Consider the following 18,490-nt stretch of genomic DNA (forward strand, 5'->3'; position numbering starts at 1 on the left):
CCGTGATCGATAAGACAAAACCCGCGGATTGCGGGCCTCGGGCGGATCGTACGTTAACTTTCTGCTAACACGGCGCCATCGCCACGCCGCAGGCGCTATATGGTCTCCCCCATCGACAGGCGATAGTGCAGATCGACCTTTTCGATGGTCGGCAGCCCTTTGATTTTTTTGATTAATATCTCGGTTGCCACCTTGCCCATTTCAAAGCGCGGCGTCAGGACGCTCGCCAGACGCGGGGAGATAATCTGGCCGATTTCCAGGCCATGAAAACCGGCTATCGCCAGCTCTTCCGGCACGTTGATACCTGATGCCAGGCACTCCTGTAACACGCCAACCGCCAGGTCGTCATTGGTGCACAGAATGCCGTCCATGCGGGCATACATCTGGCGCGCCAGGGTCATCATCCCGGTACCGATCGATACCGACGACACCTTGTTCGGCGCGATGCGCCCCACCGTCAGCCCGGCATTTTCCATCGCCTGGCAGTAGCCGGCGTAGCGCTGCTCGTCGCGCACGTCGGACATCGCGCCAAAATAGACGATCTGCCGTTTGCCGCTCGCCAGCAGCATATTGGTCATATCGAAACCGGCCTTGAAGTTGTCAAAGCCCACGTTGATACGCCCCGGGTTGTCGGTCAGGCCCATCACTTCCGCAACGGGAATTTTCGCCGCATTGAGGTACTTATCGGCCCGCAGGGTGTGAGCCGATTCGGTCAGCAGCAGGCCCTTGACGTTAAAGGCCAGCACGGCGGCTATCTGCTCCTCTTCGCGCTGGCGGTCATAATCATAGTTCACCACCAGCGTCTGATAGCCGTGCGCGGCGGTAACCGATTCAATACCGGCCAGCAGGTCGGCAAAGATTTGGTTATGAAAGGAGGGGATCAGTACGCCAATGCGCGGCACGACGACGCCGATCATCGCCGGGTTGTCGGGGTCGGGCTCGTAGCCAATTTCCGCAATCACGCTGGCGATGCGCTCCGCCGTCTCCGGTTTAACTTTATCCGGCGTCCGTAAATAGCGGCTGACGGTCATTTTGGTTACGCCAGCCAGCGCTGCAATATCATTGAGCGTTATGCGTTGTGCTTTCATCTACCTGCCCGTCAAATACGTCCACTGCATCAGGTTATTATGCCTGCCGATGAACAAAAAGAGAATCGAACCTCACTCTCGTTAACCCTTTGAGTAACGGTAATTTACGCCCGGCCTCACGTTTAATGTAACCCCTTTTCGTAACACCGTTTTGAGTGATCTCGATCACGGTTTTACCCGGCAAAAATCCGTGAGATAGAGCACAGGTTCTTCCGCTTTGCCTTTTCGTGAATCAGGAATAAAAGCGAACACCGTCATTTATATTCAGCCGTTAATCAGGATATCAAGATGAAAGATCTTTTCAGCTTACAGGGCAAACGAATTTTAATTACTGGCGCCGGACAAGGCATTGGTTTTGTCATGGCCCAGGGCCTTGCACAATATGGCGCAGAAATTATTATCAACGATATTTCTGCCCCCCGTGCAGATGATGCGGTCATGAAATTACGTGATGAAGGCGCCATCGCTCACGCGGCGGTATTTAATGTTACCGATGCTGATTCCGTCGAGCAGGCGATTGGTAAAATCGAAGAGGAAATTGGCGCTATCGATGTGTTATTTAATAATGCGGGCATTCAGCGGCGCCATCCGTTTACCGAATTTCCGCTGCAGGAATGGAACGATGTTATTTCCGTGAACCAAACCGCGGTATTTCTCGTCTCCCAGGCGGTGGCTAAGCGGATGGTCGCTCGCCAGCGCGGGAAAATCGTCAATATCTGCTCAATGCAGAGCGAGCTTGGTCGCGACACCATCACGCCGTACGCCGCCGCCAAAGGTGCGGTAAAAATGTTGACCCGCGGCATGTGCGTCGAACTGGCACGCTATAACGTCCAGGTCAACGGCATCGCGCCGGGCTACTTTAAAACCGCCATGACCCAGGCGCTGGTTGATGATAAAGCCTTCACCGACTGGCTGTGCAAGCGCACGCCGGCCGCCCGCTGGGGCGATCCGCAGGAGCTGGTTGGCGCCGCGGTGTTCCTGTCCTCTAAAGCCTCTGATTTCGTCAACGGCCATCTGCTGTTCGTCGACGGCGGTATGCTGGTTGCAGTCTAAGTAAGGAGCGCATTATGGCAGGGCAATGCATTATTTTGATGGGTGTCTCAGGCACCGGAAAGACCACCGTCGGCCAGGCGTTAGCCCAGGCGCTCGGCGCAAAATTTATCGACGGAGACGATCTTCATCCGCGGCAGAATATCGTCAAAATGGCCGCCAGCCAGCCGCTCAATGACGAAGACCGCGGGCCGTGGCTGGAGCGGATCGCGGACGTGATTTTTAGCCTTGAGCAGAAGAATGAGTCGGGCGTGCTGGTGTGCTCGGCCCTGAAGAAGCGCTACCGCGATCGGCTGCGCGAAGGCAGCGGCAACCTGCGCTTTCTGTGGCTGACCGGCGAGTACGAATGCATTCTGCAGCGGATGCAGCAGCGTAAGGGGCACTTTATGCCGGAGGCGCTGCTGCGCAGCCAGTTTGCCGCCCTGGAAGCGCCGGACGCCAGCGAGCGCGATATTTTAGCCGTTGATATTGCCCCCGACGTCGCCAGCATCGTGGCGCAGTCATTAAATTTACTTGAGCCTCAATCACTACAGGGAATGCCGGCATGATTATTGATACCTTAGCCGCCGCGGCCAAAAATACGTTCTATCCGTCGGTTATTCGCCAGGCGCTGCAGGCCGTCGCCCAGCAGGAGCCGCACTCCCTGCCGCCGGGGAAATATACGGTCGATGGCGATAACCTGTTTTTCACCGTCGTCGAAGGCCAGACGCGCCCGCTGGCGGAACAGCGCCCGGAATACCATCGTCAGTACATCGATATTCACATCGTGCTGGCAGGCGTTGAGATTATTGGGGCGGGGAATAAAGGGCTGACCATCACCGCGGACGGGCCGTTTAAGGACGCCCATGATATTGGCTTTTGCACCGGGATTAGCAGCGAAACGCTGATTCATTTACATCCTGAGGAGCTGGCGATTCTGTTTCCCGGCGAGCTTCATCGGCCGATGGGCGCCATGGATGCAGGCGCGCCGCTGCGTAAAATTATCGTCAAGATAGACCACGCCCTGCTGTAGAACCGGTCGCGATAACCGGCCCCGCACTCACCCTCGCGGGGCCATGGATAACGCTTAGTTATCCAGCTCGTCCATCGATTTCACCTGATCGCGATTGATCTGTTCGGTGCGGCCGGTTGCGGCATTTTTGTACGAGACCATGCCGGTATCGCTATCGACCTGCGGCTTGCCGTCGGTGACGATGGTTCTGCCATCGGTGGTTTTCAGCGACTGGTTTGATGAACACCCCGCCACAAACAACACCGCCGTCGCTGCCAGCGCGGATGCCACCAGAATTTTGTTCCGCATTGTATCCTCCTGTTTTTCCGTCAATGAGTATTGTTATCGTGCTAATTATAGTTAGCCCGAGCCGGGAGGCAGTTAAAAGCAGAACTCTCCGAAGATGGCCGACATAAAAAAACGGGCCGACGATAGCGTTAGCCCGTTTTGTTGCGCAGCCGGCAGCGCCGGCACGGCTTATTTTTTGATTTGCGCGTGCATTTCCTGAACCGAGGTCACCTTCTCCATGGCGTTGGCGTTCAGCGCCATCGCCGTGGCGAAGCCGCCGTTCAAGGTGGTGTCGTAGTGCACCTTGTACTGCAGGGCGCTGCGGCGAATCAGCTTGGAGTCTTCAATCGCCTGGCGGCCTTCGGTGGTGTTGATGATGTAGGTGTATTCGCCATTCTTGATGCGGTCCTGAATATGCGGACGACCTTCATGCACCTTGTTCACCAGACGCGGGTTGATCCCGGCTTCACCGAGGACAATCGCGGTCCCGTGGGTCGCATCCAGTTCGAAACCAAACTTCAGCAGCTTAGCCGCGAGGTCCACCACGCGCTCTTTGTCGCCTTCACGAACGGAGAGCAGCGCGCGGCCCTGTTTTTTCATCGTCGAGCTGCTGCCCAGCTGCGCCTTGGCGAACGCTTCCGCAAAGGTGCGGCCGACGCCCATCACTTCCCCGGTAGAGCGCATTTCTGGCCCTAACAGCGGGTCAACGCCCGGGAACTTGTTGAACGGCAGCACCACCTCTTTTACCGAGTAATACGGCGGGATAATCTCTTTGGTCACGCCCTGCTGCGCCAGCGTTTGGCCAGCCATTACGCGTGCCGCCACTTTCGCCAGCGGAACGCCGGTGGCCTTGGAGACAAAGGGGACGGTACGCGCCGCGCGCGGGTTCACTTCAATCAGATACACTTCGTTGTTTTTGACCGCGAACTGGACGTTCATCAGGCCGCGTACCTGCAGCTCGAAGGCCAGCTTCTGCACCTGCTCGCGCATCACGTTCTGGATGTCCTGGCTCAGGGTGTAGGCCGGCAGCGAGCATGCGGAGTCACCGGAGTGAACGCCGGCCTGCTCGATGTGCTCCATAATGCCGCCAATCAGCACCATCTCGCCGTCGCAGATAGCGTCAACGTCGACTTCTACCGCATCGTCAAGGAAACGGTCCAGCAGCACCGGCGCATCGTTAGAGACGCTTACCGCGGTCTGGAAGTAGCGACGCAGGTCGACTTCGTCGTAAACGATTTCCATCGCCCGACCGCCAAGAACGTAGGACGGACGCACCACCAGCGGGTAGCCAATCTCTTTGGCCTTCTCAACGGCCATCTCAATCGCGGTCACGGTGGCGTTCGCCGGCTGCTTCAGCTTCAGACGGTCAACCGCCTGCTGGAAACGCTCGCGGTCTTCCGCACGGTCAATCGCGTCCGGGCTGGTGCCGATAACCGGTACGCCGGCCGCTTCCAGCGCGCGCGCCAACTTCAGCGGAGTCTGGCCGCCGTACTGGACGATAACGCCCTTCGGCTTCTCGATACGCACGATTTCCAGCACGTCTTCGAGGGTTACCGGCTCAAAGTACAGGCGGTCGGAGGTGTCGTAGTCGGTGGAGACGGTTTCCGGGTTACAGTTAACCATAATGGTTTCGTAACCATCTTCGCGCAGCGCCAGCGAGGCGTGCACGCAGCAGTAATCGAACTCAATACCCTGGCCGATACGGTTCGGGCCGCCGCCAAGCACCATAATTTTATCGCGGTCAACCGACGGGTTCGCTTCACACTCGTCTTCATAGGTGGAGTACATGTAGGCGGTATCCGTTGCGAACTCCGCCGCGCAGGTATCCACGCGCTTGTAGACCGGGTGCAGGTTGTACTGGTCGCGCAGCTTGCGGATTTCCGCTTCGCGCACGCCCGCCAGCTTAGCCAGGCGCGCATCGGCAAAGCCTTTACGCTTCAGCATCCGCAGGAAGTCGGCGTCAAGGCCGTTGATGCCGGCCTCTTCCACTTTCTCTTCCAGGCGCACCAGCTCTTCAATCTGCATCAGGAACCAGCGATCGATGTTGGTCAGGTTGAAAACGCCGTCGACGGACAGGCCCGCGCGGAAGGCGTCGGCGATATACCAGATACGCTCGGCGCCGGCGTCTTTCAGCTCGCGGCGAATTTTGGTCAGCGCTTCCGGGTCGTCGAGGCTCACTTTAGGGTCAAAGCCGGTCGCGCCCACTTCCAGGCCGCGCAGCGCTTTCTGCAGCGACTCCTGCTGGGTGCGGCCAATCGCCATCACTTCGCCGACCGATTTCATCTGCGTGGTCAGGCGGTCGTTAGCGCCGACGAACTTCTCGAAGTTGAAGCGCGGGATCTTGGTGACGACGTAGTCGATAGAGGGTTCGAACGATGCCGGGGTACGGCCGCCGGTGATGTCGTTCATCAGCTCGTCAAGGGTGTAGCCCACCGCCAGCTTCGCCGCCACTTTGGCAATCGGGAAGCCGGTCGCTTTCGAGGCCAGCGCCGAAGAGCGCGATACGCGCGGGTTCATTTCGATAACAATCAGGCGACCGTCTTTCGGGTTCACCGAGAACTGAACGTTGGAGCCGCCGGTTTCCACGCCGATTTCGCGCAGCACCGCCATCGAGGCGTTACGCATCACCTGATACTCTTTATCGGTCAGGGTCTGCGCCGGAGCCACGGTGATGGAGTCGCCGGTGTGGATGCCCATCGCGTCGAAGTTTTCGATGGAGCAGACGATGATGCAGTTATCGTTCTTATCGCGCACCACTTCCATCTCGTACTCTTTCCAGCCGATCAGCGATTCATCGATCAGCAGTTCGTTGGTTGGAGAGAGATCGAGGCCGCGGGTACAAATTTCTTCAAACTCTTCGCGGTTATAGGCGATACCGCCGCCGGTTCCGCCCATGGTGAAGGAGGGACGGATGATGCACGGATAGCCCACGTCAGCGGCAACCGCCAGCGCTTCTTCCATGGTGTGCGCGATACCGGAACGCGCGGTGTCGAGGCCAATTTTTTTCATCGCCACGTCGAAGCGACGGCGGTCTTCCGCTTTATCAATCGCATCGGCGGTGGCGCCAATCATAGTCACGCCAAACTCTTCCAGCACGCCCTGACGTTCGAGCTCCAGCGCGCAGTTCAGCGCGGTCTGGCCGCCCATGGTCGGCAGCACGGCGTCCGGACGCTCTTTTTCGATAATTTTGCGTACCACTTCCCAGTGGATCGGCTCAATATAGGTGGCATCGGCCATTTCCGGGTCGGTCATGATGGTGGCCGGGTTAGAGTTCACCAGAATGACGCGGTAACCCTCTTCGCGCAGGGCCTTACAGGCCTGGGCGCCAGAGTAGTCAAATTCACAAGCCTGGCCGATAACGATCGGGCCAGCGCCAAGAATCAGGATGCTTTTTATGTCTGTACGTTTTGGCATGGCTTTTTTCTCCTGATTATTTCGCTGACTGGCGGTACTGCTCAATTAACTCGATGAAATGGTCGAACAACGGCGCGGCATCGTGCGGGCCTGGGCTCGCCTCCGGGTGTCCCTGGAAGCTGAAGGCCGGCTTATCGGTGCGGTGAATGCCCTGCAGCGTGCCGTCGAACAGCGACTTGTGGGTCACCCGCAGGTTAGCCGGCATGGAGGCTTCGTCTACCGCAAAACCGTGGTTCTGCGCGGTAATCATCACCACGTTATTATCAATATCTTTAACCGGGTGGTTGCCGCCGTGGTGGCCGAACTTCATCTTAACGGTCTTCGCTCCGCTCGCCAGCGCCAGCAGCTGATGGCCGAGGCAGATGCCGAATACCGGAATATCGGTGGTGAGGAATTGCTCAATGGCCTCAATCGCATAGTCGCACGGCGCCGGGTCACCGGGGCCGTTGGAGAGGAAGATGCCGTCCGGATTCATTTTCAGCACCTCTTCCGCAGAGGTTTTTGCCGGCACGACCGTCAGGCGGCAGCCGCGGTCCACCAGCATGCGCAGGATGTTGCGCTTAGCGCCGAAATCATAGGCCACTACGTGGAACGGCAGCTCGCTTTCCGCCTTCGCTTCCGGCAGGTCGCCCTCCAGAGTCCAGCTACCCTGCGTCCAGCCGTAGGTTTCTGAGGTGGTGACTTCCTTCGCCAGATCCATCCCGTTGAGGCCCGGGAATGCTTTTGCCTTTTCCAGCGCCAGCTGCGCATCGAGGCTATCGCCAACGATGATGCAGCCGTTCTGCGCGCCTTTTTCACGCAGCAGGCGGGTCAGCTTACGGGTATCGATATCGGCAATCGCCACGATGTTATGGCGCTTGAGGTAAGAAGAGAGGTCTTCGGTATTACGGAAGTTGCTGGCAATCAGCGGCAGGTCGCGAATAACCAGACCCTGAGCATGTACCTGGGAAGACTCTTCGTCGGCGGCGTTGGTGCCGACGTTACCGATATGGGGATAAGTAAGAGTGACAATTTGGCGGGAATAGGAAGGATCAGTGAGGATTTCTTGATAACCGGTCATTGAAGTATTGAAAACGACTTCCCCAACCGCCGTGCCCGTTGCCCCGATGGCCCGACCGTGAAACTGGGTTCCGTCTTCCAGAACCAATAGCGCTGACTTAATCAAAACACCCTCCAGAGAATATTCACTCACTTTATTTGCATATTAATGCATTCGCGTAGCATGAATCAATGCAAATTTGCTTACCTATGGATTTCTGGCAAACGGCGGCATTCTGGAGAGATGTCGGGCAAAAGTCAACTTAAAGCGCATATTTTTAATATCATTTTACGCCACTGGCCCATTAGCGCTGCTTTAGCAGCTAAAAAGATCAACAAAGTAGCGTTAGAAAACGCTTGCGCAGCGTCTGGGTTGTAAAACATGGCTTATTAATGTGAAAAAGTAGACCGGATGGTCAAAATTTACATAAAAATAACAGAAACAAGGAGGATAAGCGTCAATTATATAAATTCTAATTAAAAATAGATAAAAACTGGCTGAAAATAAAAAGGGCAATAAAACATTGCCCTCTGCAATCAATTACTTATTGAATGCCATAACCACATCACGATGGGTAATAAATCTTATAAAGCGTTCAAATCAAGGACATCTCGCATATCAAAGAGGCCACTTTTCTTGCCCTTCAGCCACAATGCCGAGCGAACCGCACCGTTGGCAAACGTCATTCGGCTTGAGGCTTTATGGGTGATCTCGATTCGCTCGCCAATATCGGCGAACATCGCCGTATGTTCGCCGACGATATCCCCCGCGCGTACCGTGGCAAAGCCGATCGTTCCCGGAACGCGTTCGCCGGTATAACCTTCGCGACTGTAGACCGCGCAATCTTTCAGATCTTTGTTTAGCGCACCGGCAATCGCCTCGCCCATCGCCAGCGCGGTACCCGACGGGGCATCCACTTTATGGCGGTGATGCGCTTCGATAATTTCAATATCAGTGTAGTCGCCCATCACCTTCGCCGCCTTTTCCAGCAGCTTGAGCATGACGTTAACGCCGACGCTGAAGTTAGCCGCGAAGACGATAGCAATCTCCTGCGCCGCATCGCGAATGGCCTGTTTTCCGGCGTCATCAAAACCGGTGGTGCCGATCACCATCCCTTTACCGTGCTCGCGGCAGAATGCGAGGTGGGCCAGCGTCCCTTCCGGACGGGTGAAATCGATCAGCACGTCAAAACTCTCTTTCACCGCCGTCAGGCTGCTTTGCACCGTGACGCCCATCTTGCCCGCGCCCGCCAGCTCACCGGCGTCGCTGCCGATCAGGGAGGAGCCATCGCGCTCCAGCGCCGCGCCAAGCGCCACGCCGTCCATCTGCTGTACCGCCTGGATTAACTGGCGTCCCATCCGGCCGCCCGCGCCGGCGATGGCCACGCGGATTTGTGCATCATGCATAGCTATTCTCTTTTGTTAACTTTACGTAAATTGTTTTCAGAGTAACCAGCCCATCGATGGGCCGCTACTCAAAAACGCCGATAATTAGAAATTTATGACAAACCGCGGTCGATATCAGTAAAAACTATATGTTTGTCATCGCCCGCTGCAACGATATCGTCTGGCGAAGCGCCGTTCCCCCAGCAGATAGCGCGCGACATGCGCCGCTAATGGCCTGATATCGCTGATTCTTCCCGGCGAAACCCGCATGATTCACGGATGACCAGCGCCGGCGGCAGGATGATCCGTTTCGGCGGCTCATCGTTACCCTGAATACGGCTATACAGCAGCTCCCCCGCTTTACGGCCGATCTCTTTTGCCGCTACCGATACGGTGGTCAGCGCCGGCTGAACCAGCGCCGCTTCGGTAATATCATCGAAGCCCACCAGCGCAAAATCCCGCCCCGGCTCCCGGCCCGTTTTGCGCAGCGCCTGCATCACCCCCAGCGCCACAATATCCTGATAGCAGACCGCCGCCGTGATCTCCGGATAGCGGGAGAGCAGCACTTCCGCCACCTTTGCGCCGTCGATCTGGCTGGCCTGCGCGGTCACAATCCACTGCGAATTCGGCGAAATCCCACTTTCCAGCAGCGTGCTGGTAAAGCCGCCAATACGCTGCGCCCGGGTGCCTGAGCTCGGGCTGCCGCCGATAAAGGCAATATTCTGATGGCCCATTTTCAGCAGGTGTCGCGTCGCCATCTGGGTACCGAGGAAGTTGTCGGTGCCGACGAAATCAAAATCCGGATCGCTGAGCGGGCGAACCACCATAATGGCCGGAATATTGCGCCGCTTCAGGGCCTCAAAAAATGAGGCCGGCGTCTCCCGCGCGGCGCACAGCACCATGCCGCAGGCATTATTGCGCATCAGCGAATCGACAAATTTTTGCTGGCGTTCGCCGGACTCTTCGCTGTTAGCCAGAAACAGCAGCAGATCGTGCCGCTCCATCTCATGGCTCAGCCCCGCCGTCATCTCGCCGTAAAAGGGGTTGGTAATATCGTGCAGCAGCAGCCCGACCTGATTGCTGCTGCGATTGCGCAGATTGGCGGCGGTCTGATTGTAAACATAGCCCGCGTCATCCAGCGCCTTCAGTACCCTTTCGCGCGTGGCCTGTGAAATCCGTCCCCGGTTACGCAGCACCATCGAGACGGTCGCCGTTGATACCCCTGCTCTCTCTGCCACCTGCGCCAGCGTCACTGTCGTCATCATCCCTCCCGTTTATTCGCCTCAGGTTAATCGAATAACCTAAATTTTGGTTTTTTCCCTGTGACTGCCTTCACATTAAAGGCCACTTCACCCCCTGACTTGTCGATTATGGCGGGTTAATCGCGTTAACCACGCTGTCAAAACAAGGTTAATCGATTAATCTTCATTTAGCCAATATGGAGAATGAAAATGCACACCACCTATAACAAATACCCTGAGGTTGCGGTTCGGGGCTATGACGACCACGCCTGCCGGGGCTGGGAGTCCATCCGTGCCGCGCTTAGCGCCAGAGCCTCGACGGCCGCGAAAACCGTGCTGGTTATCGACTGCTATCCGGGCGTGCGGCTGGAAGAGCTGGAACAGCATCTGCTGCCGGCGCTCGGCGCCGCGCTGAGCCTTAACGTCGAATCTGCCCGCCGCGACGAGCAGGCCATCCACACTCTGCTGGCGCGCAATCTTACCGACGACCGCGTGTTTGGCGTGCTCTCCTGCCACCATCTTGAGGAGTTTTTTGATCCCAATAAGCTGGAGCAGCTGCGCCAGCAGGTTACCGCTGAAGCCGGGGGCGTGGTGGTCATCTACGGGCCAGGCGCGGCGCTGGTTCATCCCGGCGATCTGCTGGTGTACGCCGACATGCCGCGCTGGGAGATCCAGCAGCGCATGCGCCACAGCGGCCTGGGGAACTGGGGCGCGGATAACCAGGATGAAGATATCCTCCGCCGCTACAAGCGCGCCTTTTTCATTGAGTGGCGCGTCTTCGATCGCCATAAGGTACCGCTGCTCAAGCGCGCCGATTTTTTACTCGATACCACGGTAAAAGAGGCTCCGGCCCTGGTCAGCGGCGAAGCGCTGCGCGCCGGGCTGCAGCAGACCACCGCTCAACCGTTCCGCGTCGCCCCCTTCTTCGATCCCGGCGTCTGGGGCGGCCAGTGGATGAAGCAACGATTCGATCTCGATCCTACGGCCGCCAACTACGCGTGGTGTTTTGATTGCGTGCCCGAGGAAAACAGCCTGTTACTGCGTTTTGGTGACGTACGGATCGAGATCCCCTCTCAGGACCTGGTGTTGCTGCACCCCCGCGCGCTGCTGGGTGAAAAAGTCCACGCCCGCTTCGGCGCCGAGTTCCCGATCCGTTTCGATTTTCTCGACACTATCGGCGGGCAAAACCTGAGTTTCCAGGTTCATCCGGTAACCGAATATATCCAGCAGCAGTTTGGCATGCACTACACCCAGGATGAGAGCTACTACATCCTCGAGGCGGAGCCGGAAGCCGTCGTCTATCTGGGGACGAAAACGGGGATCGAACCGCAGGAGATGCTCGCCGATCTGCAGGCCGCCGGCCGCGGCGAGAAGGCCTTTGACGATCGGCGTTTCGTTAACCAAATCCCGGCGCGCAAGCACGATCACTTTCTTATCCCTGCCGGTACGGTGCACTGCTCGGGAAGCGGCACGATGGTGCTCGAAATCAGCGCGACGCCGTATATCTTCACCTTCAAGCTCTGGGATTGGGGGCGTTTAGGTTTAGACGGACGGCCTCGCCCGGTGCATCTGCAGCACGGCGAACAGGTCATCGACTGGCAGCGCGATACCCAATGGGTCAACGACAACCTGGTTAACCGCATTGAGCCCTTTGCCGAAGGCGAAGGCTGGCGGGAGGAGCGCACGGGCATGCACGAGCGCGAGTTTATTGAAACCCGCCGCCACTGGTTCAGCGCGCCGGTCACGCACCATACCCACGGCGGGGTTAACGTTCTGAACCTGGTGGAGGGCGCGGAAGCCGTAGTCGATAGCCCGAGCGGCGCCTTTGCCCCCTTCAGCGTGCGCTACGCCGAGACCTTCATCGTTCCGGCCGCCGTCGGGGAGTACCGCATTTCGCCGGCGGGTCAGGGCATCGGACAGCAGCTGGCCACCATCAAAGCCTGGGTAAGAGGATAAGAAATGATTAACGTTATTGTTGCCACTCACGGCCCGCTGGCTGACGCCCTGCTGGCCAGCGGGCGGATGGTGTACGGCGAGCTGCCCTATATCTCCACCGTCACCCTCGACGAGCAGGCGGGCATTGAGGGCTTTAAGCAGGATTTTTCCCGCGCGCTGGAGTGGGCCGGACGGCAGGCCGACGGCGTACTGGTGCTGTGCGATATGCAAAGCGGAACGCCGTGGAACGTCGCCTGCCTGCACGCCTTCGCTGCGCAAACAGCGCCCCCCGTCGCCGTGCTGGCGGGGGTGAATTTCCCGATGCTGCTGCAGTGTGAAGAGATTCTCCACCTGAAGGATGTCCACGCCGCTGCCGAACGGCTGCTGGCGTTAACCGTACCCACCCTGATTAAAGCCAACCCGGTTTTAGCCGTTCAGCCAGATGATTTTTAGAGGAAAACGCTTATGAGTATCTCTTTTGTACGTATTGACGACCGGGTGATCCATGGGCAGCTCGTGACGCGCTGGGCCAAAGAGCTGCCCTGCGACGGCATCGTAGCGATTGACGACGCCGTCGCGGCCGACCCGCTGCTCTCATCGGTGATGAAAGGCGCCGTGCAGGACCTCAAGGTCTGGCTGTTCGACACCGCCACGGCCATTGAAAAACTACCCAAAGTCATCGCCAGCGAGAAACGCTATTTCGTGATAGGCAAATCCCCGGTCACCTTACAGCGCCTGGAAGCGGCGGGGATCAGCCTGAAAAATGCCAACGGCAAAATCAACGTTGGCCCGATGAGCGCCCGCGCCGACACCACCACCATTGGGCCAAATCAGTCGGTTAATGCCGCCGAGATCGCCGCCTTCGACTGGCTGGTGCAGCGCGGGCATCACGTTGAATTCCGTCTGGTGCCGGATGCCGGCTGCTACAGCTGGCAGGACGCGCGGCAGAAGCTGAAATAAGGAGCGGATGATGATTATCGAAGCGACGCTGATTGGCATTCTTTGCTACCTGGGGGCCCTCAGCAGCCCCTGGCTTTTAGGCCTGACCGGCGGCTGGTATCTGATTAGCCGGCCGCTGGTCTCCGGCATGCTGGTCGGCCTGATTCTGGGCGACCTGAAGACCGGGATCTTGATAGGCGTTGCGGTCCAGGCGGTGTATATCGCCATGGTGACGCCGGGCGGCTCGATGCCCGCCGACCTTAACTTCGTCGCCTGGCCGGCGATTGCGCTGGGGATTTTATCGGGTAAGGGACCGGAGGTCGCGGTGGCGCTGGCGGCGACTATCGGAATCGCCGGCACGATTTTGTTCAACGCGATGATGGTGCTGAACTCCTTCTGGAACCATCGCGCCGACGTGGCGCTGGATCGCGGCGATGAGCGCGGCCTTTATCTGAACAGCGCCATCTGGCCGCAGGTCAGTAACTTCGTGCTGCGCTTTGTTCCCACCTTTATTGCGGTCTATTTTGGCGCCCAGTACATCAGCGGCTTTATGGACAGCCTGCCGAGAATCGTGCTCTCCACGATGAACGTGCTCGGCGGCATTCTGCCGGCGGTGGGGATCGCGATTCTGCTTAAACAGATCATCAAGAACTACAGCATGCTGATCTATTTTCTCGTCGGCTTCGTCTGCATCGTCTTTTTAAAGCTCAATATGGTCGCGCTGGTGATTGTGGGCTCGCTGCTGGCGCTGATCCACTACAACTATAAGCCGGAACCGCAGCAGGCCGCGGGCAACAGGCCGGCCGTCGATGATGAGGATGAATTCTGATGGAAGAACGTACCCTGAACCGTAAAGATCTGCGCCGCTGCTGGCGGGCGTGGATGATGCACAACCTCTCGTCGATGAGCTTTGAGCGCCTGGAGTCGTTCGGCTTCTGCCTGAGCATGCTGCCGGTGGCGAAAAAGCTCTATCCCGACGCGGCCCAGCGCACGGAAATGCTGCGCCGCCACGCCTCTTTCTACAACACCGAGCCGCAGATCGGCGCGATCGTCAACGGAATGGTGCTCGGGCTGGAAGAGAAAAAGGCCAACGGCGAGCCCATCGACGGTGAGACGATCAACACCCTGAAGGTTGGCCTGATGGGACCGATCGCCGGGATCGGCGACTCGATGATCCCGGGGATGCTGATCCCTATCCTGCTGAGCATCGGTATGGCACTGGCGGCTGGCGGCAACGTCCTTGGGCCGCTGTTCTATATCGTCGCCTGGCTGGCGATTATTATCCCCGGCTCGTGGTTCCTGTTTTTAAAGGGCTACAAAATGGGCTCAGGCTCGGTGGAGATGCTGGTCAGCAGCCGCTCCACCCGCCTGCGCGAGGCCCTGTCGCTGCTCGGCGTCTTCGTGATGGGCGGCGTCGCGGCGAGCTACGTGAAGCTGGGAACCGGGCTGGAGTTCATTACCCGCGACGGCGTCAATATCCACGTCCAGCAGATGCTGGACGGCATATTCCCGCAGCTCCTGCCGCTGGTGGTGGTGCTGGGGACCTGGTACCTCATGGCGAAGCGCGGCGTTTCGCCGGTGAAGGCGATGGTCATGCTGCTGCTGCTGGCCGCGGCGGGCGTCGCCAGCGGTCTGTTTGCCGGCTAGCCGCGAAGAATACCCCGGTTCGCAAACCGGGGCGCCACCTTAGCCGTTATTCTCGCAACCGGGGCATCGCCCCGGTTTTTTTATGGATGGAAGTTGTGCCACAGCTCCGCCGTCCTGTCCGGGCTGGAGATAAACTGCAGGCGGGCGGGATCGTCGATAAACTGCTGATAAATCGGCGCGGAGGTGAGGCCAAACTCAACGTACCGGCGCGGCGTAATCGCCTGCAGGCGGCCGGGAAGATAGCGTGAATTGTGCTGCCAGACGACGTGGTTATCCTGCAGCAGCGGGTACCACGCCAGCCCCTTATACGCCCGCACGGCATCATATTCAAACCCGTACTCCCGATCGCACCAGGCGCCGAAGGTGAGCGGCACCTCGGGATCGGCGGAAATCGTCGCGTGCCCCCAGCCCGGCGGCACCAGCACCTTATCGCCGGGTTCGGCAATCACCGCAAAGCAGCGGCCGGGGTCGTCTTCCACCCGCTCCTGCATATAGATAATCGCCTTCCCCTGCCAGATTTCATACAGCTCCGGCGGCGACCAGCCGCTGTGCTGGCTGATGCGGTGGATATGGCCCTGGCTGCGCACCGGCTCTTCCCCCAGCCTTCCGGCGGCGTAGGTCACGACGCCAAACAGCAGCATGCGTTTTTTTAGCTCATCGCGATCCTGCATGCGCGCCACGTCCATGGCGATCGCGTAGACCTCGTCCGGCCCTTCGCAGTGCGGATCGCGCAGCGAGGCGCGGATCTGATCGAGACGACGGATCTCCGGCATCGGTCCGGTCACGTCATTGCCGTAGCCGAAACCAAGCGGGCGCTGGTGAATGGTCATATCCAGGCCCCAGGCGCGAGCGGAATCAGCCATTCTGCACCTCCTTTGCCTGAATCCTCCGGTTCTCCTCGACGACCCGCAGCCTGAAGCCGCCGTCCAGCGCCGCATAATCATGTCCCGCAGCGGCGGGCCACACCGCCAGCGCCGATAGCGTGTCGGCGCCGGTGTTAATTAAGCGGTGGGCGGTATAGCCGGGGATAACGTGCACCGAGCCGGCGAAAACCTGCTCCAGACGGGTTTCCCCGCGCTCGTTTTGCAGCAGCAGCAGGCCGCTGCCGCGCAGGCCGAAGTAGACTTCGCCCTGCTCACGGCGGGCGTGAAAGTGCCCGCGGGTCATAAAAAACTCATCCCCGACCTTGCCGGGATAGAGGTGGGTGACGCCGGTATAGAGCTCGCCCGGTGCGGAGGAGGTATCGAGCATTTCAACCTCGTATACCACCCGGTCGCCCGCCATGGTCAGACGGGTTCGCTCATCGGCAAAAACGCCGTGCAGATCCGCAATACGAGTCGACTTGCGCAGCAGCGGACCGTCGGAAAACAGGCCGCTGGCCCACGCCACCTGAGGTGGCTGGAAAAAGATAGCATTCATATTGGTCTCCGGCCCAAGGAGAACAGCAGAATCAGCTTAGCAGATTAATCGATTAACCCAAGAGCGGACGGATGACTTTGTAGCGCACGTCACAGGCGGGCTTCAAAGGCGCCTTCACGCCAGCGTGTAGCTCACGATCAGCTGACCCTTTTTCATTTTCACCTGGGTTATCACCACCTCGCCCAGCTCAGAAAGGCTGGCAACGTGGGTTCCGCCGCAGGGATAATCAGGCAGCGAACCAAACCCTACCCTGCGCAGCCCGTCGGCCACGTAGATATGGCGCGGCAGGTTTTCCGCCCGCCAGGCGGCAACTTTAGCCTGCAGCGCGCCGGCCTCCGGCAGGGCCGCGTTAGCGCCTGAGGTAAAGGTAATTCGCCCCTCTCCTGGCCAGTGATGGGCCTTCGTCGGCTGCCAGCCGCACTGCTCTCCCGCGAGGCCAATCAGGTGGCCCGCCGAGTGCAGGCGGGCATGCTGCCGCCGCGCCGCGCCATCAATGCGGATCGTCACCTCGCCCGGGGCCAGCGGCTGCGGGACAAGGTGCAGAATGCTGTTGCCAAACGCCGTTACCCCTTCGACGGCGATATCCGCTATCCAGCCGCGATCCGCCGGCTGCCCGCCGCCCTGCGGATGAAACAGCGTTTGGTCCAGCTCGATTGCGTAGCGGCCATCGGCCTGCTCTACGCAGCTCACCACCCGCGCGCGCCCTTCGGTGGCATCGCTGGTGTAATAAAGACGTTCGGTCATGGTTGTTCTCCTCTCTTTACGCACAGTATATTGATAATACGCACAGCGATAATCCCGTCCCGTGTCAATGCACCTTTGCCTGGAGAGCACAAATGAACTTAAGCTTACTTCCCGATTTGGCCCTCTTCGTGCAAATCGTCGAGCAGGGCAGCTTTTCCGCGGTCGCCCGGCTTACGGGGACCACGCCCTCGGCGGTCAGCCGCAGCGTCTCGCGCCTTGAGCGGGAGATGGGCAGCAAGCTGCTGCACCGCTCCACGCGCAAACTTCGCCTGAGCGATGCCGGCAAGACGGTTTACGCCCATGCGCTGGAGATGCTGGAATCCGCGCGCCTGGCGATGGATGCGGCCGGCAGCGCCCAGCAGGTGGCGCAGGGCAAGCTGACGCTCAGCGTGCCGAAGGCCGTCGGGCGGTTTGTTATCCATCCGCTAATGAGCGAGTTTCTCGCCCGCTTTCCGCAGGTTGACGTCTGCCTGCGTCTCGAAGATCGCTATCTTGACCTGATTGACGACGGGATCGATCTGGCGCTGCGCATCACCCATTCTCCCTCGCCGGGGCTGCACGGCAAGCCGCTGATGCCGGTCAGCCACGTCATCTGCGCCACCCCGCACTATTTACGCCAGCACGGCGCGCCGCAAAATCCGCAGGATCTGCGCGACCATAGCTGCATCAGCCTCGGCGAAACGCCCGCCGATGCGCGCTGGAAATTTCGTCGTGAAGGCAAAACGGAAATCGTACAGACCCGAGGGCGCTACGCGGCCAACCACACCGCCGTGCGGCTGGATGCGGTGAAGCAGGATTTAGGCATTGGCAGCCTGCCGCTGTTTACCGCCCGCGAAGCGCTGGAGCGCGGGGAGATCGTCCTGGTGCTGGCGGAATGGGAGTTTATCAGCAGCTACTCCGGCGAGCTGTGGCTGCTGTGGGCGGGAAATAAGCATATGCCCGCCAGGATGCGGGCCATGATTGACTATCTTAGCGAGAAAATTTATCGCCGCTAAAGGACCTATGGCGCCAGCGCCAGAACCTCCGCGACCCAACGCTGGAAGCCTGCGACGTCCAGATCCAGCGCCACGCTGGCGTTCGCCGGCTGACCAAGGCGGCCTTCGATGTCCACGACCGTGGTGCCCGCCGTCCAGCGCCCCTGCGTTTCGACCGCCACAAAGCACGATTTAAGGGTAAACAGCTCGGGACGAACCAGCCAGGCGATCGCGCACAGGTCATGCATGCGCAGCCCGCTCTCCATGCTGCCGCTGCGGTAGTGGCTGAACAGCGCGTGGAGCATTTTGCCGGTCCTGTTGAGCGTCGGCACCGTG

Annotated in this window: 19 protein-coding genes; 9 read left to right on the plus strand and 10 right to left on the minus strand. The window is 59.1% G+C overall.

The features are described from left to right. Positions 1–95 precede the first annotated feature (95 nt). Complete coding sequence (locus PFH44_RS07025) at positions 96–1,088, minus strand: LacI family DNA-binding transcriptional regulator (protein ID WP_045859976.1); 993 nt, start codon at positions 1,086–1,088, stop codon at positions 96–98. Positions 1,089–1,376: 288 nt separating this feature from the next. Here PFH44_RS07025 and idnO point away from each other — a divergent pair, with 288 nt between their 5' ends. From idnO to PFH44_RS07040, 3 genes are read left to right on the plus strand one after another with little or no spacing between them, the layout of a single operon-like run. After that, positions 1,377–2,141 carry a gluconate 5-dehydrogenase gene (gene idnO / locus PFH44_RS07030; RefSeq protein ID WP_123710145.1) on the plus strand — a complete coding sequence of 255 codons (765 nt, stop codon included), beginning with the start codon at positions 1,377–1,379 and terminating at the stop codon, positions 2,139–2,141. A gap of 14 nt (positions 2,142–2,155) precedes the next feature. Continuing rightward, on the plus strand, positions 2,156–2,686 hold the full coding sequence (locus PFH44_RS07035) for a gluconokinase (protein WP_133600691.1): 531 nt from the start codon (positions 2,156–2,158) through the stop codon (positions 2,684–2,686). Further along, complete coding sequence (locus PFH44_RS07040) at positions 2,683–3,150, plus strand: NanQ anomerase/TabA/YiaL family protein (RefSeq protein WP_283824652.1); 468 nt, start codon at positions 2,683–2,685, stop codon at positions 3,148–3,150. The genes PFH44_RS07035 and PFH44_RS07040 overlap by 4 nt, the downstream gene beginning before the upstream one ends. 54 nt (positions 3,151–3,204) lie before the next feature. Here the strand turns inward: PFH44_RS07040 and PFH44_RS07045 are convergent, their stop codons facing one another. The 5 genes from PFH44_RS07045 to PFH44_RS07065 form a co-directional block, all read right to left on the minus strand. Next, positions 3,205–3,438, minus strand: coding sequence for a YgdI/YgdR family lipoprotein (locus PFH44_RS07045; protein WP_041143999.1), 234 nt, complete (start codon positions 3,436–3,438; stop codon positions 3,205–3,207). 168 nt (positions 3,439–3,606) lie between these two features. Further along, entirely contained in the window at positions 3,607–6,831 is a 3,225-nt protein-coding gene (gene carB / locus PFH44_RS07050) for a carbamoyl-phosphate synthase large subunit (protein ID WP_283824653.1), read from the minus strand. 16 nt (positions 6,832–6,847) lie between these two features. Continuing rightward, complete coding sequence (gene carA, locus PFH44_RS07055) at positions 6,848–7,996, minus strand: glutamine-hydrolyzing carbamoyl-phosphate synthase small subunit (RefSeq protein ID WP_041143997.1); 1,149 nt, start codon at positions 7,994–7,996, stop codon at positions 6,848–6,850. A 458-nt stretch (positions 7,997–8,454) separates the two neighbouring features. Next, complete coding sequence (dapB, locus tag PFH44_RS07060; RefSeq protein WP_283824654.1) at positions 8,455–9,276, minus strand: 4-hydroxy-tetrahydrodipicolinate reductase; 822 nt, start codon at positions 9,274–9,276, stop codon at positions 8,455–8,457. A gap of 206 nt (positions 9,277–9,482) precedes the next feature. After that, on the minus strand, positions 9,483–10,517 hold the full coding sequence (locus tag PFH44_RS07065; protein ID WP_283824655.1) for a LacI family DNA-binding transcriptional regulator: 1,035 nt from the start codon (positions 10,515–10,517) through the stop codon (positions 9,483–9,485). A gap of 189 nt (positions 10,518–10,706) precedes the next feature. Here PFH44_RS07065 and PFH44_RS07070 point away from each other — a divergent pair, with 189 nt between their 5' ends. The 5 genes from PFH44_RS07070 to PFH44_RS07090 are packed head-to-tail and all read left to right on the plus strand — an operon-like array spanning position 10,707 to position 15,017. Further along, positions 10,707–12,452: a class I mannose-6-phosphate isomerase gene (locus tag PFH44_RS07070; protein WP_283824656.1), complete on the plus strand. Its 1,746-nt coding sequence runs from the start codon at positions 10,707–10,709 to the stop codon at positions 12,450–12,452. Positions 12,453–12,455: 3 nt separating this feature from the next. Beyond that, complete coding sequence (locus PFH44_RS07075) at positions 12,456–12,884, plus strand: PTS sugar transporter subunit IIA (protein WP_283824657.1); 429 nt, start codon at positions 12,456–12,458, stop codon at positions 12,882–12,884. Between the two features lie 12 nt (positions 12,885–12,896). Beyond that, the gene (locus PFH44_RS07080; protein WP_045859996.1) at positions 12,897–13,391 is read left to right on the plus strand and encodes a PTS sugar transporter subunit IIB; all 495 of its coding nucleotides are present in this window, start codon (positions 12,897–12,899) and stop codon (positions 13,389–13,391) included. A gap of 10 nt (positions 13,392–13,401) precedes the next feature. Further along, positions 13,402–14,199 (plus strand): PTS mannose/fructose/sorbose/N-acetylgalactosamine transporter subunit IIC, encoded by a 798-nt coding sequence (locus PFH44_RS07085; RefSeq protein ID WP_283824661.1) that lies wholly within the window; start codon positions 13,402–13,404, stop codon positions 14,197–14,199. After that, positions 14,199–15,017: a PTS system mannose/fructose/sorbose family transporter subunit IID gene (locus PFH44_RS07090; protein ID WP_045859999.1), complete on the plus strand. Its 819-nt coding sequence runs from the start codon at positions 14,199–14,201 to the stop codon at positions 15,015–15,017. Before PFH44_RS07085 ends, PFH44_RS07090 begins: the two co-directional genes overlap by 1 nt. A gap of 80 nt (positions 15,018–15,097) precedes the next feature. Here PFH44_RS07090 and PFH44_RS07095 read toward each other — a convergent pair whose 3' ends face one another. The 3 genes from PFH44_RS07095 to PFH44_RS07105 all read right to left on the minus strand — a co-directional run bounded on the left by PFH44_RS07095 (position 15,098) and on the right by PFH44_RS07105 (position 17,180). Beyond that, positions 15,098–15,880 carry a glucose-6-phosphate isomerase family protein gene (locus PFH44_RS07095; RefSeq protein WP_045860002.1) on the minus strand — a complete coding sequence of 261 codons (783 nt, stop codon included), beginning with the start codon at positions 15,878–15,880 and terminating at the stop codon, positions 15,098–15,100. Continuing rightward, entirely contained in the window at positions 15,873–16,436 is a 564-nt protein-coding gene (locus PFH44_RS07100) for a glucose-6-phosphate isomerase family protein (protein WP_045860004.1), read from the minus strand. Before PFH44_RS07100 ends, PFH44_RS07095 begins: the two co-directional genes overlap by 8 nt. Before the next feature lie 114 nt (positions 16,437–16,550). Next, positions 16,551–17,180 carry an alanyl-tRNA editing protein gene (locus PFH44_RS07105; RefSeq protein WP_283824658.1) on the minus strand — a complete coding sequence of 210 codons (630 nt, stop codon included), beginning with the start codon at positions 17,178–17,180 and terminating at the stop codon, positions 16,551–16,553. A 92-nt stretch (positions 17,181–17,272) separates the two neighbouring features. Between PFH44_RS07105 and PFH44_RS07110 the strand changes: the two genes are divergently transcribed. Beyond that, complete coding sequence (locus tag PFH44_RS07110; protein WP_283824659.1) at positions 17,273–18,175, plus strand: LysR family transcriptional regulator; 903 nt, start codon at positions 17,273–17,275, stop codon at positions 18,173–18,175. A 5-nt stretch (positions 18,176–18,180) separates the two neighbouring features. Here PFH44_RS07110 and PFH44_RS07115 read toward each other — a convergent pair. Beyond that, on the minus strand, positions 18,181–18,490 hold a 310-nt coding region (locus tag PFH44_RS07115; RefSeq protein WP_283824660.1), incomplete at its 5' end, for a nucleoside hydrolase.

It is taken from the genome of Klebsiella sp. Ech2A (genome assembly GCF_030078455.1).
GTDB lineage: Bacteria > Pseudomonadota > Gammaproteobacteria > Enterobacterales > Enterobacteriaceae > Klebsiella > Klebsiella terrigena.

Excerpts from the sequence above, each read along its gene's own strand:
- PFH44_RS07025 (WP_045859976.1), bottom strand. The coding sequence starts at position 1,088 with ATGAAAGCACAACGCATAACGCTCAATGATATTGCAGCGCTGGCTGGC.
- idnO (WP_123710145.1), top strand. The coding sequence starts at position 1,377 with ATGAAAGATCTTTTCAGCTTACAGGGCAAACGAATTTTAATTACTGGC.
- PFH44_RS07035 (WP_133600691.1), top strand. The coding sequence starts at position 2,156 with ATGGCAGGGCAATGCATTATTTTGATGGGTGTCTCAGGCACCGGAAAG.
- PFH44_RS07040 (WP_283824652.1), top strand. The coding sequence starts at position 2,683 with ATGATTATTGATACCTTAGCCGCCGCGGCCAAAAATACGTTCTATCCG.
- PFH44_RS07045 (WP_041143999.1), bottom strand. The coding sequence starts at position 3,438 with ATGCGGAACAAAATTCTGGTGGCATCCGCGCTGGCAGCGACGGCGGTG.
- carB (WP_283824653.1), bottom strand. The coding sequence starts at position 6,831 with ATGCCAAAACGTACAGACATAAAAAGCATCCTGATTCTTGGCGCTGGC.
- dapB (WP_283824654.1), bottom strand. The coding sequence starts at position 9,276 with ATGCATGATGCACAAATCCGCGTGGCCATCGCCGGCGCGGGCGGCCGG.
- PFH44_RS07065 (WP_283824655.1), bottom strand. The coding sequence starts at position 10,517 with ATGACGACAGTGACGCTGGCGCAGGTGGCAGAGAGAGCAGGGGTATCA.
- PFH44_RS07070 (WP_283824656.1), top strand. The coding sequence starts at position 10,707 with ATGCACACCACCTATAACAAATACCCTGAGGTTGCGGTTCGGGGCTAT.
- PFH44_RS07075 (WP_283824657.1), top strand. The coding sequence starts at position 12,456 with ATGATTAACGTTATTGTTGCCACTCACGGCCCGCTGGCTGACGCCCTG.
- PFH44_RS07080 (WP_045859996.1), top strand. The coding sequence starts at position 12,897 with ATGAGTATCTCTTTTGTACGTATTGACGACCGGGTGATCCATGGGCAG.
- PFH44_RS07085 (WP_283824661.1), top strand. The coding sequence starts at position 13,402 with ATGATTATCGAAGCGACGCTGATTGGCATTCTTTGCTACCTGGGGGCC.
- PFH44_RS07090 (WP_045859999.1), top strand. The coding sequence starts at position 14,199 with ATGGAAGAACGTACCCTGAACCGTAAAGATCTGCGCCGCTGCTGGCGG.
- PFH44_RS07095 (WP_045860002.1), bottom strand. The coding sequence starts at position 15,880 with ATGGCTGATTCCGCTCGCGCCTGGGGCCTGGATATGACCATTCACCAG.
- PFH44_RS07100 (WP_045860004.1), bottom strand. The coding sequence starts at position 16,436 with ATGAATGCTATCTTTTTCCAGCCACCTCAGGTGGCGTGGGCCAGCGGC.
- PFH44_RS07105 (WP_283824658.1), bottom strand. The coding sequence starts at position 17,180 with ATGACCGAACGTCTTTATTACACCAGCGATGCCACCGAAGGGCGCGCG.
- PFH44_RS07110 (WP_283824659.1), top strand. The coding sequence starts at position 17,273 with ATGAACTTAAGCTTACTTCCCGATTTGGCCCTCTTCGTGCAAATCGTC.